15 protein-coding genes are annotated in these 15,958 nt (G+C 38.0%); all 15 read left to right on the plus strand.

Annotated features, from left to right (window positions below):
* Positions 1 to 10: 10 nt before the first annotated feature.
* The 15 genes from AAGF08_RS04085 to AAGF08_RS04155 all read left to right on the plus strand — a co-directional run bounded on the left by AAGF08_RS04085 (position 11) and on the right by AAGF08_RS04155 (position 15,746).
* Entirely contained in the window at positions 11 to 850 is an 840-nt protein-coding gene (locus AAGF08_RS04085) for an FkbM family methyltransferase (protein WP_343509751.1), read from the plus strand.
* Positions 840 to 1,577, plus strand: coding sequence for a glycosyltransferase family 2 protein (locus AAGF08_RS04090; protein ID WP_343509752.1), 738 nt, complete (start codon positions 840 to 842; stop codon positions 1,575 to 1,577). Before AAGF08_RS04085 ends, AAGF08_RS04090 begins: the two co-directional genes overlap by 11 nt.
* Positions 1,574 to 2,542 carry a glycosyltransferase gene (locus AAGF08_RS04095; RefSeq protein ID WP_343509753.1) on the plus strand — a complete coding sequence of 323 codons (969 nt, stop codon included), beginning with the start codon at positions 1,574 to 1,576 and terminating at the stop codon, positions 2,540 to 2,542. Before AAGF08_RS04090 ends, AAGF08_RS04095 begins: the two co-directional genes overlap by 4 nt.
* Positions 2,539 to 3,522, plus strand: a complete 984-nt coding sequence (locus AAGF08_RS04100) for a glycosyltransferase (protein WP_343509754.1) — start codon at positions 2,539 to 2,541, stop codon at positions 3,520 to 3,522. Before AAGF08_RS04095 ends, AAGF08_RS04100 begins: the two co-directional genes overlap by 4 nt.
* Positions 3,515 to 4,369, plus strand: coding sequence for a glycosyltransferase family A protein (locus tag AAGF08_RS04105; protein ID WP_343509755.1), 855 nt, complete (start codon positions 3,515 to 3,517; stop codon positions 4,367 to 4,369). The genes AAGF08_RS04100 and AAGF08_RS04105 overlap by 8 nt, the downstream gene beginning before the upstream one ends.
* Positions 4,366 to 5,250: a glycosyltransferase gene (locus tag AAGF08_RS04110; protein WP_343509756.1), complete on the plus strand. Its 885-nt coding sequence runs from the start codon at positions 4,366 to 4,368 to the stop codon at positions 5,248 to 5,250. Before AAGF08_RS04105 ends, AAGF08_RS04110 begins: the two co-directional genes overlap by 4 nt.
* Positions 5,251 to 5,260: 10 nt before the next feature.
* Positions 5,261 to 6,157, plus strand: coding sequence for a glycosyltransferase family A protein (locus AAGF08_RS04115; RefSeq protein WP_343509757.1), 897 nt, complete (start codon positions 5,261 to 5,263; stop codon positions 6,155 to 6,157).
* Positions 6,154 to 6,951, plus strand: coding sequence for a hypothetical protein (locus tag AAGF08_RS04120; RefSeq protein ID WP_343509759.1), 798 nt, complete (start codon positions 6,154 to 6,156; stop codon positions 6,949 to 6,951). The genes AAGF08_RS04115 and AAGF08_RS04120 overlap by 4 nt, the downstream gene beginning before the upstream one ends.
* Positions 6,948 to 8,363 carry a glycosyltransferase family 4 protein gene (locus AAGF08_RS04125; RefSeq protein WP_343509760.1) on the plus strand — a complete coding sequence of 472 codons (1,416 nt, stop codon included), beginning with the start codon at positions 6,948 to 6,950 and terminating at the stop codon, positions 8,361 to 8,363. The genes AAGF08_RS04120 and AAGF08_RS04125 overlap by 4 nt, the downstream gene beginning before the upstream one ends.
* Before the next feature lie 139 nt (positions 8,364 to 8,502).
* Complete coding sequence (locus tag AAGF08_RS04130; protein WP_343509761.1) at positions 8,503 to 8,913, plus strand: endonuclease domain-containing protein; 411 nt, start codon at positions 8,503 to 8,505, stop codon at positions 8,911 to 8,913.
* 130 nt (positions 8,914 to 9,043) lie between these two features.
* Positions 9,044 to 10,660: a formyltransferase family protein gene (locus AAGF08_RS04135; protein ID WP_343509762.1), complete on the plus strand. Its 1,617-nt coding sequence runs from the start codon at positions 9,044 to 9,046 to the stop codon at positions 10,658 to 10,660.
* Positions 10,657 to 11,733: a glycosyltransferase family 4 protein gene (locus tag AAGF08_RS04140; protein ID WP_343509763.1), complete on the plus strand. Its 1,077-nt coding sequence runs from the start codon at positions 10,657 to 10,659 to the stop codon at positions 11,731 to 11,733. Before AAGF08_RS04135 ends, AAGF08_RS04140 begins: the two co-directional genes overlap by 4 nt.
* Positions 11,724 to 12,803: a glycosyltransferase gene (locus tag AAGF08_RS04145; protein ID WP_343509764.1), complete on the plus strand. Its 1,080-nt coding sequence runs from the start codon at positions 11,724 to 11,726 to the stop codon at positions 12,801 to 12,803. Before AAGF08_RS04140 ends, AAGF08_RS04145 begins: the two co-directional genes overlap by 10 nt.
* Before the next feature lie 203 nt (positions 12,804 to 13,006).
* On the plus strand, positions 13,007 to 14,302 hold the full coding sequence (locus AAGF08_RS04150; RefSeq protein WP_343509765.1) for a glycosyltransferase: 1,296 nt from the start codon (positions 13,007 to 13,009) through the stop codon (positions 14,300 to 14,302).
* A 280-nt stretch (positions 14,303 to 14,582) separates the two neighbouring features.
* A complete protein-coding gene (locus tag AAGF08_RS04155) occupies positions 14,583 to 15,746 on the plus strand; it encodes a hypothetical protein (protein WP_343509766.1) in 1,164 nt (387 codons plus the stop codon).
* The last annotated feature ends 212 nt before the right edge of the window (positions 15,747 to 15,958 follow it).

Here is a 15,958-nt window from a genome sequence, read left to right on the forward strand (position 1 = left end):
GTAAAGAAATATGAACTTTTTGATCAAAAATAAAATCAAAGTTTTCAACTTATTAGTTGGCATAATTGAAAAACAGGATAAAATTGTTTTAGATAAGACCGAAAAGCAAAAATTAACTGATTTGATTTCAAAGCTTCAACCAATTCGCACTGACAAAGAATTAATCAGGCTTGGTGCAGATTCCGATGGAGGATATTTAGTGCCAAATGATTTAAAGGGGGTTGAAGCCTGCTTTTCACCGGGAGTTGGTGAATTTAGTTCCTTTGAGACGGATTGCTACCGGCATGGGATGAAAATTTTTATGGCAGATAATTCTGTTGATTCGCCAAATCTCGACCCTAAGGAAGTTAAGTTTTCTTTTCTCAAGAAATTTATTGGATCAAAAACTGATGATCAATTCATCACCTTAGATGAATGGGCAACCCAATCAAGTATATCAGATTATTCGGATCTGATTTTGCAAATGGATATTGAAGGGTTTGAATATGAGTCCTTAATCAGTATTTCCACTTCCTTATTAAACCGTTTCAGAATTATCGTGGTAGAGTTTCACGACTTGGATAAACTATGGAACCCTGAATTTTTCCGTTTTGCCTCTATTGTTTTTGAAAAATTGCTTCACAATCACTATTGTGTCCACCTTCATCCCAATAACTGTTACCCGGTTTTTAAAAAGGATGGCATTGAGATTCCTCCAATTATGGAGTTTACATTCTTGAGAAAGGATCGGGTAGAAGAATTTTCTTACTCAAATTCATTTCCCCATGCCTTGGATGTCGATAATGAGGTAGGAAATCATGTTGTCTTACCAAGGGACTGGATTGGAAACTCAATAGATAGTGAAAGTTAAATTTTCAATCATTGTTCCAACTCTTAATTCTGGAAAGTATTTAGAAAGACTACTCAGTAGTTTAGTAAATCAGAGTTTTTCTGAATTTGAAATTCTTGTAATGGATGGAGTCTCCACTGATAATACCCTGGAGATTATCAATTCTTTTCATGACAAAAGAATTGAAATTTATTCCTCTCCTGATAAAGGGGTCTATGAGGCAATGAATAAGGGGCTATCAATTGCGAAGGGATACTGGGTATTCTTTATTGGGGCAGATGATTGGCTGTTTGATAAACATACCCTTGAAAAAGTCTATAAAAGGTTAGCAAAGACGAGTTTTCACGTGGCCTATGGAGATGTTTTAATCCAGGGCGATTCGGATTGGGCCAAAGATCAGGAAGTTTATGCCGGAAAATTTGATGCTTTCAGATTAACAAAAAAGAATATTTGTCATCAGGGAATCTTTTACCGAAGATCTTTTTTGAACAAAAATCAACTGTTTTTCGATTTAAAGTATCCTATCAATTCAGATTGGGATTTTAATTTAAGGTGTAGGACTAAAACGGATTTTCACTATTTAAATCTTATTATAGCTAACTTTTCCTCTGGTGGAATCAGTACGAATTCCAAAAGAAAAGATCAATTCTATTCAGAAATTCCTTCAAAATATCCTGAATTCCTGCCTTCGAAAGCTCGAATCATTTCTTCAAAATTCATTCATTACATTAAAAAGAAATTTCATTGATCGTTTTTACGCTCTGTTCAAACAACTATCTCGCGCAAGCAATCACGCTTGCCGACTCTGTTTTGAAAATTCAACCGACAGTTCATTTTGTAATTGGCTTGGTAGATTATCTTGATCCTGAAATCGATTATCAGAAATTTAAAAATGTAACTGTTCTTCAATGTTTTGATTTGGGATTTTCGGAATTTGATAAGATGCTCTCCCGATATAATGTCATTGAATTCAATACTGCTGTAAAGCCTTATTATTTCCAATATCTATTTGATACCTACCCATCAGAGGAAAAAATCTACTATGTAGACCCTGATATTGTTTTTTACAAGGGATTTGAACAGTTGGATTCCATACTCGATTCCAATAATATCGTGCTGACTCCCATGTTGACTGATCCGGGAAAAGAAAGTCAGTTTGATGAGCTGGTAGCTTTGCGACATGGCATGTTTAACCTTGGCTTTATAGGCATCCGTCGATCTGATGAATCATTTAGGTTTATAGGCTGGTGGAAAGAACGTTTGCGGGACTACTGTTTGATTGATAAGTGCCGTGGAATATTTGTAGATCAGAAATGGATTGATCTGGCACCTTTGTTTTTTGAAGGAATTTATATTTTAAAAGACAAGGGGTACAATATGGCCTGGTGGAATTTTAATGATCGCAAGTTGATCGATACGAAGGATGGATATTTCGTCAATTCAGAAGATACCCCCTTGGTCTTTTTTCATTTCAGTGGTTTCAAGCCTGGTTCATCTTCCATTACAGGAAGATCTTCCGAGAGTAGGTATGGATATCATGCCTTACCGGAATTAAAGGGGCTAGGAGGAGAATATGAGAAGGAATTGTTGAGGAATGATTACAGTTTTTTAAATCAAGTTAAGCCAACTTTGAAATTCTACAAAGCTAAAAATACCCCAAGAAGTAGATTTAAAAATAAGCTAAAGAGCCTTTTTAGGCTATTACGAAATTGAATTTGATTGGAGTTTCGGTAATAATTTGTACCTACAATGGAAGAAATCGACTAAAGAAAACGATTGATCATCTTCTTAATCAAAACCCTGAATTTGACTTTGAGATAATTCTGGTTGATAACGCATCTAAGGATGATACTGCAGAATGGGTTATTTCATACCTGCAAAAGTTTCCTGATGTCACTAATTTTAGGATAATTGAAGAGTCTAGGCCAGGGCTGAATCATGCAAGGATTACGGGTTTTAGAGCTTCTTCCTTTGACTTGATTCTATTTTGTGATGATGATAACTGGCTGGCACCTGACTTTCTAACTATTGGATCAAGGTACCTAAACGAAAATCCAAAGGCTGGGGTATTGGGCTCATTGGGTATCCCAGTTTTTGAAATCGAAAAACCGGAATGGTTTTCTGATTTTTCGCATACTTATGCCGTGGGATCTCTTGGGAAAAAACCGGGCATACAACCCGTAGGTTCATTTCATTATGGTGCAGCCTGTTTCTTTAGAAAGACAGCTTTAGAAAAATTGGAAGAACTGGGATTTGAGAGCTTTTTATCTGACCGAAAAGGGAAGGGCTTAAATTCTGGAGGAGATGTGGAATTATGCCTTGCAGTGCAGCTAGTAGGATATGAGCTGCACTTTGATGATCGTTTGACTTTTAAACATTTCATTGAGACCCATCGGTTAAACTGGAATTATTATTTGAAATTGAAAGAAGGGATTTCTTCTTCCTTCCCGATTCTGGAAAGTTACAAGGTTCATGAATTTTCAGAATTGAATAGTTTTAAAAAACACCTTTGGAAAAATTACTTTATCATTTTAAAAGGAGTAATAAAATCTAACCTCCTTGGCTTTTTTTCCAGTGAAAATTTAAATCAGGTCAATAGGGTGACGACAAAAACCAAATTGTTTTCATTTTTTAAAAATTATAATAAAACCTTAGAAGCATTTAGGGCAAACCAAAAATTATTCAATGCCTAAATTTTCTATCATCATACCTGCATTTAACCGGGCAAAGGTTCTTCCAAGAGCTATTCAATCCATTTTAAATCAAACAAATAAGGATTGGGAATTAATTGTAGTTGATGATGGAAGCACGGATGATACATCTAATGTAATTTCAGCCTATTTTGGTCTTCTGGGATTTAGATCTGTATATCAAGAAAATTATGGAGTGAGTGGAGCAAGAAATCTTGGCGCAACAAAATCACAAGGAGAATGGTTAATTTTCCTTGATTCTGACGATGAATTAATCAAGGACGCTTTAGAAAATTTTAGCTCTTTTATTGATCGTTTTCCGGGAGACCAATTGTTTGTTGCGGGAAATGAGCGGAGAAGCTTCAATGAAACCATTATCCGTATTCCAAAAGAGGGTTCCTATAATCCATTTCTTTCTGGCACCTTTTGTATTAAAAAGGCATTTTTTGATCAAATTGGTGGCTACGATCCCTTATTTACTTTTTCTGAAAACACTGAATTACTCCATAGAATAATGCAAGCTTCCGCAAGGCCACATTTGATGCCTCATGTTTCTTTAGTCTATCATGAAAATGCTTCAGGTGGTAGTAGAAACCCGGAAAACATTATTAATTCGGTCAGTTTGTTTTTAAAAAAGCATCAAAATTCAATGAGTGCTCACCATAAATATCTGTACAATCAGATAGTTGGTGTAAATAATTTGAGGGTTCAAAGATTTGGTCAGGCAAGGGAATATCTCTGGAAGGCCTATTTATATAAGCCTTGGAAAATCCAAACTCTTGCCAGATTTGGGTTAAGCTTCCTGCCAATTCTATCAAAAATAATCTACACCAAAAAGATCGGTATATGATTCGTTTAGGAGGTTTTATTATTACTTATAATCGTCCTGAAATTTTAAAGGAGACGATCAAAAAACTGTTCGAACAGACTTTTCCACCTGAATTGATTTGGATTATCGATAACTCCGAAAATCTGGAAACGGATCATGCAATCGCATGTCTATTGGATTCTAGAATCAAATATTTTAGAATGGGTTATAACGCAGGACCAGCGGGCGCTGCAAAAAAGGGATTGGAGCTTTGTGCCGCAGAGGGTTTAGATTGGATGTTTTGGGGCGATGACAACGATCCCCCATTTTTTAATGACACGTTTGAGAAGTTGCTTTCTATCCGGAATGAAAACCCTTTTTGTGGAATCATAGGATCTGTAGGACATTTTTTTGATCGTAAAAAAGGAGTAGTCAAGCGAATCCAGTCACGCCTGCTAGAAAAAAAGGAATGTGTAGAAGTTGATTTTGTAGCAGGAGGGATGTCCATGTTGGTCAGTTCTGAACTGGTTAAAGCAGGGATATTACCCAATGAAGATTTGTTTTTTGGGTTTGAAGAGCTTGATTTTTGTCTGAAAGCTTCAAGAAAAGGCTATATAATTCTTGTCCACTGCAAGATATTTCTTGCTTTAAGAAAACTCCATAATCGCACAGATTATCAAAGACCGAATTATAAAAAGAAGAAAAATCCCTCAAGAGAATACTACAGCCTTCGGAATTTATTGATGATCTCAGATACACTCACTTTAAGATCCATGAGATCAAGATTGATTAAGAAATGGCTTGCCAAATCAATCTATGGATTTAGATATGGCCCGGAATATGGGTTTAAGAATGCAAAGATGATTTTTTTGGCTTTTCATCATTATCACAAAAGGATAAAAGGAAAAACTATTGACCTTTAAACTAAAGTAAATGGATTTTCACTTTTCTATTGTAATTCCACTCTACAACAGAGCAAATTATATTTCAAAGGCGATTAAAAGCGTTTTGAATCAATCCTATCAGGATTTTGAACTCATCATCGTAGATGATGCTTCAACAGATGAATCACTTCAAATAGTTAAAGCTATCAATGACAGGCGAGTGAGGGTAGTATCACTCACTGAAAATGGAGGAAATGCGAAGGCTAGAAATGCTGGTTGGAGAGTCGCAAAGGGGGAGTGGATAGTGTATTTGGATAGTGATGACTGGTTTGAACCTAATTATTTACAAAATCTGTCTGAAACGATAAAGGCAAATTCAGATATAAGTTTTTTTTGGACTGGCGTAAGATATGTAAATCCAACTGGAGGGATAATAAAAGAAGAGTTTTGGAGTCAACAGAGTGCTTTACCTAGCACTACATTCTTTGATGAGTTACGAATTGGGACTAATTGTGGGGTAGCGTTTAAAAAAAGAATGCTTGAAAGATTTAATGGCTTTGATGAATTATTTAAAGCTTCCGTTGATAGAGAGATTTTTCTTAGAATCAGTCAGAAAGAAAAGGGGGGTGGGATTTCAAAAACCTTGGTAAATTGTTTGATAGGTGATCATGAATCAGTTAGAAAAGATTTTATAGCCCAGTATGATGCCTATTCAAGACTTATTGATCGATATCATAAATTAATAGAGCTAAATAATTCTCGCAAAAAATGGTGGTATCATAAAGCAATGTGGCTTGCATTATATTGCGGAAAAACTAATCAGGCAAGGACCTATTTGAAATCCATGGGCTATCCTTTAAAATCAACTCTCCTTTATTTAATATTTATTCTTTTCCCCATCGGTTTCGCTAAAAAAGTGCATAAAAGATTAGCTACAAGCCTATGAATTGGATTAAGAAAAATGTCACATCATACTTGTCTAAAAGTACTTTTACAGATGAAAAACTGAAACTTACCAATTCTAATCCATCAGAACATGAGCTAAAAGTTTTAAAACATTCTCCGGGAGGATGGTCGATTGATAAGCCAGTTGCAGAAGCAATTATAGCTTTAGTAAAAGAAAAGAAGATTAATAGAGTGGTAGAAATTGGAGCTGGGTTTTCTACAATCGTTTTTCATTTTACCATGCCAAAAATTAGCCCCAATTATGAAGTTTTTTCCATAGAAGAAAATGTGGATTGGTTTAAAATTCCCAGTGAATTAAAAGAGTTAGTTGATCGCGATTCAATGGGTTTTTATACGGGTAGAATACGCTTCGTTTTCGGAATATTTGGTATCCATGCTAGTTATCAGATACCCGAAAAGAAAAACCTAAAGTATGGGGTTGAATTGGTTTTCGTTGATGGTCCCCAATACTATTATGGAAGAGAAGGAGCATTGGATGGGGTCTATGATAAATTAAAAGTTGGATGCTTAATCGTAATGGATGATGCAGAACGGTATACGGAACAATGTGTGATTTATAAATGGCTAAAGGTTTATAAAGGCCTTGAATTGATCTATTTCAAAGAGAAGTTTGGTGATAAAGGATTGGCTATTTTAGAAGTTAAAATGCCCTTAAAGAGACAGTTTTCATTGGATGCTTTTCTTTTAGGATCAATGCAAGGGATAAAGCGACTTTTGAATTTTAAAACAATTAGAGAGAAGCAAAACTTTCTAAAATCTAACGAACTTAATTGAAACTCCTCTTTACACAAGATGCCTTAGTCAATGCAGGAGCAGAACGGAGTCACTTAGAAATCCTTTCCAGATTTTCTAAAGAAATTGAAGTCGCTTTTGTGTATTTCTACCCGAAACACGATTTAAAACAGGAATATGAAAAAGCCGGAATTCGGCTTATTTTTTTGGAGATTCCAGAGTCCTATCATTTTCGCTTGGCAGTGACTCGCTTGGTCAAAACTATTCGAAAGGAAAAGCCCGATCTCTTAGTATCAAGTCTCTGGCGGGCAGATATTATTACACGTATTGCCTCAGTGATCACGGGAGTTCCGCTTGTAGGTACATTAGTCAATGATAGCTATGCTCCCATTGCCTGGAAAGATAAGAGGGGCTTGAAATACAAGATGGTTTATTGGCTAGATCGGTTAACAGCCAGGATTCCCAAACATTGGATTGCAAATGCTCAGGCCTTGGCAGAGTCGCATGAGAAAACTTTAGGATTGGATAAGAATAAGATCTCGGTTGTTTATAGGGGACGTTCTATTCCTGATAATTCTCATTTGGACGTCATTGCGAGCGAAGCGCGGCAATCTCCTAAAGGGTTTCATGATAAATCGGTAAATCAGTTAAATAGTAAGTCAGTTGATAAGGATATATCGGAAAAAGGGAATAGAGATTCCGAAAGCCATCTTGAGGATAATGAGAATGAGGAGAGGGGATTCGGAAATGAGGGGACTGTGGAAAATAGTAAGAATATTGAGATGGAGGTAAAAAGGCGAGATACGCCTTCGGAGAAATATCATCAAAATCAAGATTCAAGTTTTAATGCATTTCATTTTATCTCCTATGGGAGACTTTTGGAACGGAAAGGATTTCAAGATGCCATCCATGCTTTTTCAAAAGTCCTAAAAAAATACCCGAATTGTACCTTGACCATCTATGGAGAAGGACCTTATCGATCTGATTTAGAAATTTTAATTACTAGTCTAGGCCTAACTGATCATGTGAAACTTCCTGGCAAATTTGGATCTGGAGGTAGCCATAGTTATCGGGAAGAGAATGAGATTGCCACGCCTTCCCTTCGGTCGGCTCGCAATGACGCCACCACGATTTTATTAGAAAATGACTGTTTCCTATTCCCAAGCTGGTATGAAGGTTTTTCAGGTGCTTTGGTAGAAGCCATGATGGCGGGAATCCCAATTATCGCTTCCAATATTTCTATGAATTTAGAAGCTATTAGCCCCAAAACTGCTTTGATTTTTGAGTTTCAAAATAGAAAGCAATTAGCTAATCAAATGATTTTTGCTATCGAGCATCCAGGTCTAACGGCTGATTTGGGGAAAGCAGCCCGAGAAGAAGCGATTGCTAGATTCGATATTGAAAAGATTGCCAAAGACTATGAAGCCTTACTTTTTGAGATAAAAAATAATTGAGATTCACCTCACCCTGCCCTCTCCTCAAGGAGAGGGATAGTTCATTAACGACAATTGTAAATACTTTAATACTCCTTTTGAACTTAATCTTGTCCCCCTTCAGGGGGATTTAGGGGGTAGAAAATAAAGTGATCAAAGAATGAGTTATTCTAATAATCTTTTTTATGGAGCAAGTCCTGAAATTCACAAAAGGGCAAGAGAGCTGAGAAAAATAATGACACCGGCCGAAAAGGTTCTTTGGGAAAAACTGCGAGGTAAATCACTTCACAAGTATAAATTTAGAAGACAACATCCGATTAGTAGATTCATCGTTGACTTTTATTGTCATGAATTAAGATTAGTAGTGGAAGTTGATGGTGCCATCCACGACAGTTTAGAGAATCAAGAGTACGATTTAGGAAGGACTTATGAATTAAATGAGTTTTCTATTTCAGTGGTTAGGATTCCAAATAAGGTGATATTGGAAAATTGTCATGATGCAGTTCAGGTAATCCTAAATTTTATCGAATCTAATCACCTCACCCTGCCCTCTCCTCAAGGAGAGGGATAGTTCATTAACGACAATTGTAAATACTTTAATACTCCTTTTGAACTTAACCTTGTCCCCCTTCAAAGGGATTTAGGTGGAATATTAAATTGATTTTAATAAATGACTTTCAAAAAATTACAATTCCCCTCTATTGTATAGAATAGCAATTTTAACGGATTCTGATACGCTTCAGGCCTGGGAATGGGAATGCTTAAATGCTTTGATCCAGCAGGGGAATTCTGAGATTGTTTTGGAGATCAGGAATCTTTCCCCAAAACCATCCGGTAAAAAATCCCCCTTTCTATACCGGGTCTATCGGGCTTTGGATCGGAAGTTTTTTAAATCTGAGTTTGATGCATTTAAAAGGATTCCAATAGTAACCTTACCTCAGAATAATTTCACCCAGATTCAGGTAAGTCCGATTCAGACTACTTACCGAGATGAGTTTTTGAAAGAAGACCTTGAAAAAATCAAAGCCTTTAAAGTGGACCTGATTTTACGATTTGGATTTCGTGTTTTGACCGGGGACTTATTGAAAATTCCCCGCTTGGGTGTTTGGTCATATCATCATGGAGATCCTTCCAGGTATCGGGGAGGTCCACCTGCATTTTGGGAAGTAATGCTGGGATGGGAAACAACCGGGACTGTTTTGCAAAGATTAACCGAGCAATTAGATCAGGGAGAAATACTTTATCAATCGTATGCTCAGACCAACCCACTTTCTGTGGATCGGAATGCAAATGCGATATTTTGGAAGTCCTCGTATTTTGTGGCCAGAGTTCTTTCCAGAATTGATACCATTGGAGAAGAGGCCTGGTTGGAGGAGAAGATGAAATCAAAACCTAGTCAAAAAACCAAGGTGGAATTGAAAAAGCCACCCGGTTCATTCGAGATGATTTCGTTGTTATGGAACTTGCTCCGACGAAATTTAAATCGGAAGATTCAGGAAAATAGAAAACCCGCCCATTGGGAAATAGCTCTAGTAAATCATACCCAATCTGATGCAATCCAGAGGTCAGAGATTCATTGGCTAAGGCAGGAAGGAAAATCATCCAGCTATCTTGCGGATCCATTTCCCTTCTTTTATCAGGGTAAACCCTATGTGTTCGCCGAAGAATTTAATAAACAAACCAAAAAAGGAAGGATTGTTTGTTTGGTACCTGAAGCAGAAAAGCAATCGATAATAAAACCTGTGATTCAGGAAGCGTGGCATTTATCTTATCCCTTTATTTGGGAGGAAAATGGCAGCTATTACCTGATTCCAGAATCGGCGGAAGCTGGTAAGCTCTTTATTTATAAAGGGGTGGGTTTCCCATTTCAATGGGGTGAAAAGAAAGTTTTTTTTGATGGGGAAGGTTATGATCCAACACTTTATGTTGCAGATGGAAAGTATTGGCTATTCCTCAATCAAAAGCCCCATCCGGCATCCTCTCCCTTTGATGAATTGAATTTATACTTCTCTGACTCGCTGCATTCTGCGGAATGGAAAGCACATCCAATGAATCCTATCGTATCTGATGTCAGATGCTCCAGGCCAGCGGGGAAACTATTTGAAAAAAATGGAAAGCTGTTTCGGCCGGCACAGGATTCTGGAAAGCGATATGGACATAGGATTGCAGTTCAGGAAATTCTGGAAATGACAGAAAACGGCTATAAGGAACAAACAGCCTATTTTATAGAACCGGAGCTTGTACCTATCGCCTTGGGAGTTCACACACTCAATTTTTGCGGAGATCAGATGTATTTGGATTTTTACTTTCGAAAATGAGGATTATTCAACTAGTTCAAAAAAACCAGGCAAGAGGCGCAGAAATTTTCACTGCCTGGCTAAGTGAAGAGCTAAAGGATCTGGGCCATCAAGTATTGTTAGTTTCATTGTTTGAAGGAAATTTTGAGTTGCCATTTTCCGGAAAGTTGATCCGACTCAATCGAAAAAAAGAAAATAGATTTTGGGATTATAAGGGTTGGAAAAAATTCAATGAAATCGTCCAAGACTTTAAACCGGATCTGGTCCAGGCAAACGGAGGCGACACTTTGAAATTTGCTGTAGTCAGTAAAAAATTATTTCGAGAGAGTTATAAACTGGTATTTAACAATGGAGGACTCGTCAGTACCTACATGACTTCCTTGGCTCACCGAGTGTTCAATCGATTCCTTTTCAGGAATACGGATGCATTTGTTTCTGTTTCCAAGTATACCAAGAAGGATTTGGATCAGTTTTTAGAAGCTAATAAAAAACATAAGATTATTCCTATTGGGCTTCAAATTTCTTTTTTTGATCATTTGGCAAACAAGAGTTCTTTTCCGGTGATCGTTCAGATTGCTGGCTTTACCCATGAAAAAAATCATCAAGGTTCACTTAGGATTTTCGCACGATTCCAGGAAAAATACCCAGCATCCCAACTTTGGTTTATAGGAGATGGGCCTGAAAAAGCAACAATTGAAAGGGAAGTAGAAAAGATCGAATTTAAAAGTCAGATAAAATTTCTGGGATCATTATCCCAGCCTTTCAATCGGATACCGGAAAATGCCATATTGATTTTGCCAAGCATTTCTGAAGGTCTTCCTGCAGTACTTCTGGAAGCTTTTTTTGCTCGAATCCCAGTGGTTGCATACGGTGTTGGGGGAATTCCCGAAGTGTTAGTGGACCGGGAAAATGGGTTTTTGGCCAGCCCAAATGATGAAAAGCAATTTTATGAGGCATTGGAGCAGTGTTTTCAGATGGACGAAGTCACTAAAAAATCTCTACTTGACAGGGCTCAAAAGACAGTAATTGAAAATTATACCATAGCTCAAGTAGCTAAAAAGTATTTGGGTTTTCACTCGGAACTATGCGGATAATTCAATTAATCACCAGACCTCAACGGAGAGGTGCAGAGATTTTTGCAGTTCAATTAGCCGAATGTTTAAAAAGCAGGGGACATGAGCTTTGGGTGATCTCCTTATTAGAGGGGCCGGGGGGAATAAGTTTTTCGGAAGGTTTAATCCAAATGGATTTTAAAAACAGACCAAAACTGGATTATAAGGGGTTTAAGGAACTAGCCGCAACCATCAAAAAGATTAAGCCGGATATTATTCAAGCGAATGCATCTGATACCCTTCGATATGCCGTCGGAGCCAGATTGATTGGAGCTGGGGATTTTGTATTGATTTATAGAAATGCCAATACGCTATCTCGATTTATTAAAAGTAAAAAACAAAGACTTTTCAATAGCTTGTTGCATAGGAATGTAGATGCCGTTATCTCTGTTTCAGAAAACTCTTTGATGGATTACCGTCAAACCTTCAGACCCAAAAACAGCATCAGCATTCCGATAGGGATAGATCCAAACGAAATTCAAAAGAAGCTTGAAATTTCTGTTGAACCACAAAAGGATGATTATTTACTATTTGTAGGTTCTCTTGTTTCAGAGAAAGATCCTCTGGGGATGGTAACCATTTTTAAGGAAGTGCTGAAAATTTATCCGAAGATTCGATTGAAATTTCTAGGATCGGGATCACTTGAAAGTTCCTTGACTGAAAAGATCGAAACGGATAAGTTGCAGGATTCTGTGGAAATAATTCCAAATCAATCCAATATTTTCCCACTTTTATCCCAAGCAAAAGTCTTGGTAATGCCTTCTAAAATTGAGGGGTTACCGGCAGTGATTTTGGAGGCTATGTACTGTAAGGTTCCGGTGATTGCTTATGCAGCTGGTGGGATTCCGGAAGTTTTGATGAGTAAAAAAACAGGATGGTGTATTGAAACAGGAAACCAAGAGGCTTTTGAAGCCAGTGTTTTAGAAGTATTGAATACACCTCCAACTGAACTAGAGAAAATCACTGATGCTGCCAAAGCACTTGTTTTAAAAAAATATCAAATGGATCAGGTTGGAAAAGAATTTGAAGGTTTCTACTTTGAGTTGATTTGATACTATTTTATCATTAGGAATACTCTTTTTGTAGTCATTTCTCCCTGCGCAATCTCCAGTCGAAATGACAAACAAACAAGTAACAGATTTCTCCCTTCGGTCGAAATGACTTTGAGTTCATGATCCCTAATTAACTTATTCACCAATCCCCAATCTCTTAATCTCCTAATCCCTGTTCTCTTTTCTATAAATCTCAATCCCCCTTGCCAAGAAAAATAAAAATACTTCACCTGATCAAATCCCTTGGAAGAGGAGGAGCTGAAAAGCTAATCCCCGAAACGGCTTTGGTTCACAATAAAGATCGTTTTGAGTTTCATTGCCTGTATTTCTACCATCAGAAAAACAACATTGTCAATGAACTGGAGTCAGTTGGAATCAAAGTACATCTCATTCCTTCCAGTAATTTGGGTTTGTTTTTTCAGGTAAAAAAAGTGGGGGATTTTTCCAGGGCATTGGGAATTGATATTATCCATGCACATTTACCCTGGGCCGGGATTTTATCCCGCTTTGTTGGAAATAAACTGAAGATCCCAATCGTCTATACGGAGCACAATACCTGGGATCGATACAATAAAGTTTCTTATTGGGGGAATCGAATGACATTCAAGCAGCAGGATGTGGCGATCGCAGTTTCCAACGAAGTAGCTCTTTCCATGCAGCTCAACTCTATGATTGATCCATACAAACGTGGGGGAAGACTTAAAGTCAAAATGATCCAAAATGGGGTGAATACGGAGGTGTTTAGGAGGATGGAGAATGGTGATCCCGATAGCTATCGGGAGGGAGAAGGAATTAGAGAGCAGGGAATAGAGCTAAGTGAATCAGTTGATCAGGGGATTAGTGAATTAGTGAATCGGGAAGAGGTTGCTCATTCTTCTAGTGGAGAGATTTCTGCTCCCGATAGCTATCGAGGAAGTCGAAATGACTCATTTAAAACTTTCTTAGGAATTCCTGAATCGGCTCCGGTTATTGGTAAAGTAGCTGTTTTTCGTTCCCAAAAACGTTTATGGATCTGGGTGGATTTAGCACTCAAAATTTTAGAATCCTGTCCCGAAACGCATTTCCTGTTGGTAGGTGATGGGGAGTGGAGAGATCGCATTTTGGCCCAAATTGAGGCATCCGGAAAATCTTCTAATTTCCATTGGGTAGGGGTTCAGAAGAATGTGTTGCCTTACCTTTCTGTCATGGATATTTACCTCAGTACTTCAGAATTTGAAGGCTTGCCTATTGCGATGCTGGAAGCAATGTCCTGTGAAATCCCAGTCGTTGCCACAAGAGCTGGAGGGATTGGTGAGGTCGTACAACATGGGGTGCAAGGTTTCCTTTCAGAGATTGAGGAATACGAGGAATTGGTGGATTATTGCATTCAGCTGATCCAGAATCCAGAAATCCATCAAAAGATGTCCAGCGCTGCCAGAGCAAGAGTCGTTCAGCAGTTTAGCATGAAACGAATGGTGCAAGAGCTGGAGGAAGTTTATGAATCGGTTTTATTAGTGTAACATGGTTTGGGTCATTTCGAAGGAGCTGTTTACCTAATCAATGAAATACTATTCTTCAAGCGACTGAGAAATCTCAATAAATATAACTGGAGATTTCTCCTCCTTCCTGATGAATCGGGACAGAGGCTGTTCCTCCTCGTCGAAATGACTGTGAATTTTAACCCGAATCCTTTTTACATTTCAATACCTTAATTTTAAATTTCTAATTCAATAATCTTAAATTAACCCAGTGCTAGGCGCCGTTATCCTCATACTTATCCTTTTTGGCATTAGCCAACCCGTGCTGGGAAATCTACAGCGGGAGCATAAATGGGTTAAAGCTGGTCTGCTAAACCAGATGTTCTGGTATCATATGTTTTTTGGTTTGGTGTATTGGAGCTATGCGCAATTCAACCGATCAGATTCAGTCAATTATTTTAATAGAACAGATAGATACTGGAGAAACTGGTTCGATGCCTTTGCTGCTGGAACTGATTTTGTAGAATGGATGGCTTTTCCATTTGTTCGTTGGTTTGACTTTAATTACGATATGATGATGTTTCTGAGCACCTGGTTGGGATTCTGGGGCTTTGTCTATTTTTATCTGTTTTTTAAAGAAAACCTTCGTTTCAACCCCAAATTTGAGGGATGGGATGCGATTACCATTTTTATGTTTTTACCGAACATGCATTTTTGGACAGCATCTTTAGGAAAAGGTGCGGTGATTTTTGCAGGGATTGGTTTTTTAGTTTATGGACTTTCCTGGCCTGCAAAAAGAATTCCTCATATCGCATTTGGAAGCTTCTTATGCTATATGATCAGGCCGCACATTCTCTTTGCTATCTTGATAGGAATGGGAGTGGGCTTTGTACTTGGCAGGGAAAAAGTCCCCATCTATCAAAAGTATTTAGTGGTTTTCTTTGCCATCGGAATGAGTATTTATGTGTATGAGGATTTGATCGTTTATTTAGGTTACGACCCAAATAATTTATTGGATAGCTTTGAAGAAGAATCTGCATTAAATGCCCAGAGGCTTCAGTCCGCAGGTTCTGGGGTAGATATGGCCTCCTATAGTCTTCCGATGAAGCTCTTTACTTTTTGGTTTAGACCACTCTTTATAGATTCTCCGAATGCATTGGGAATTGCCATTTCCTTTGAGAATGCGCTTTACATCTACATGTTTAGTAAGGTTGTAAAGAAAGATTTTATTACCTATATCAAGATCGCTCCTGCCATGGTAAAGATGTCGGCGGTGGTCTTTATTTCCATTTCCATCTCCATGACCTTCGTAATGTCCAATCTGGGGATTATTATCCGCCAAAAATCCCAGATCATGTACTTTATGCTCTTTGTGGTGGTCGCATTTATGGACTGGCAAAAAACAAATCGAATCAAAAAACGCGGTGAAATTTACAATCGAATTGTGGAAGAGGAGAGGAGACGATTGGCAGAGGTGGAGGTATGAAATGTTGTGAGCCTTCGGCGTTGTGATGCTTCGCGTTATGACGCTGCGCTGTTGTATGCCTTTGGCGTTGTGACGCTTCGCGTTGTTATGCTGCGCTGTTGTGTGCCTGCGGCGTTGTGGCGCTGCGCTGTTGTGAGCTTCGCGTTGTTTAGCTACGCTGTTGTGCGCTTTCGACGTTGTTTAGCTACGCTGTTGTGCGCCTTCGGCGTTGT

The organism is Algoriphagus sp. SE2, assembly GCF_039563885.1.
Classification (GTDB): domain Bacteria; phylum Bacteroidota; class Bacteroidia; order Cytophagales; family Cyclobacteriaceae; genus Algoriphagus.

Excerpts from the sequence above, each read along its gene's own strand:
- AAGF08_RS04115 (WP_343509757.1), top strand. The coding sequence starts at position 5,261 with ATGGATTTTCACTTTTCTATTGTAATTCCACTCTACAACAGAGCAAAT.
- AAGF08_RS04120 (WP_343509759.1), top strand. The coding sequence starts at position 6,154 with ATGAATTGGATTAAGAAAAATGTCACATCATACTTGTCTAAAAGTACT.
- AAGF08_RS04105 (WP_343509755.1), top strand. The coding sequence starts at position 3,515 with ATGCCTAAATTTTCTATCATCATACCTGCATTTAACCGGGCAAAGGTT.
- AAGF08_RS04085 (WP_343509751.1), top strand. The coding sequence starts at position 11 with ATGAACTTTTTGATCAAAAATAAAATCAAAGTTTTCAACTTATTAGTT.
- AAGF08_RS04130 (WP_343509761.1), top strand. The coding sequence starts at position 8,503 with ATGAGTTATTCTAATAATCTTTTTTATGGAGCAAGTCCTGAAATTCAC.
- AAGF08_RS04145 (WP_343509764.1), top strand. The coding sequence starts at position 11,724 with ATGCGGATAATTCAATTAATCACCAGACCTCAACGGAGAGGTGCAGAG.
- AAGF08_RS04140 (WP_343509763.1), top strand. The coding sequence starts at position 10,657 with ATGAGGATTATTCAACTAGTTCAAAAAAACCAGGCAAGAGGCGCAGAA.
- AAGF08_RS04110 (WP_343509756.1), top strand. The coding sequence starts at position 4,366 with ATGATTCGTTTAGGAGGTTTTATTATTACTTATAATCGTCCTGAAATT.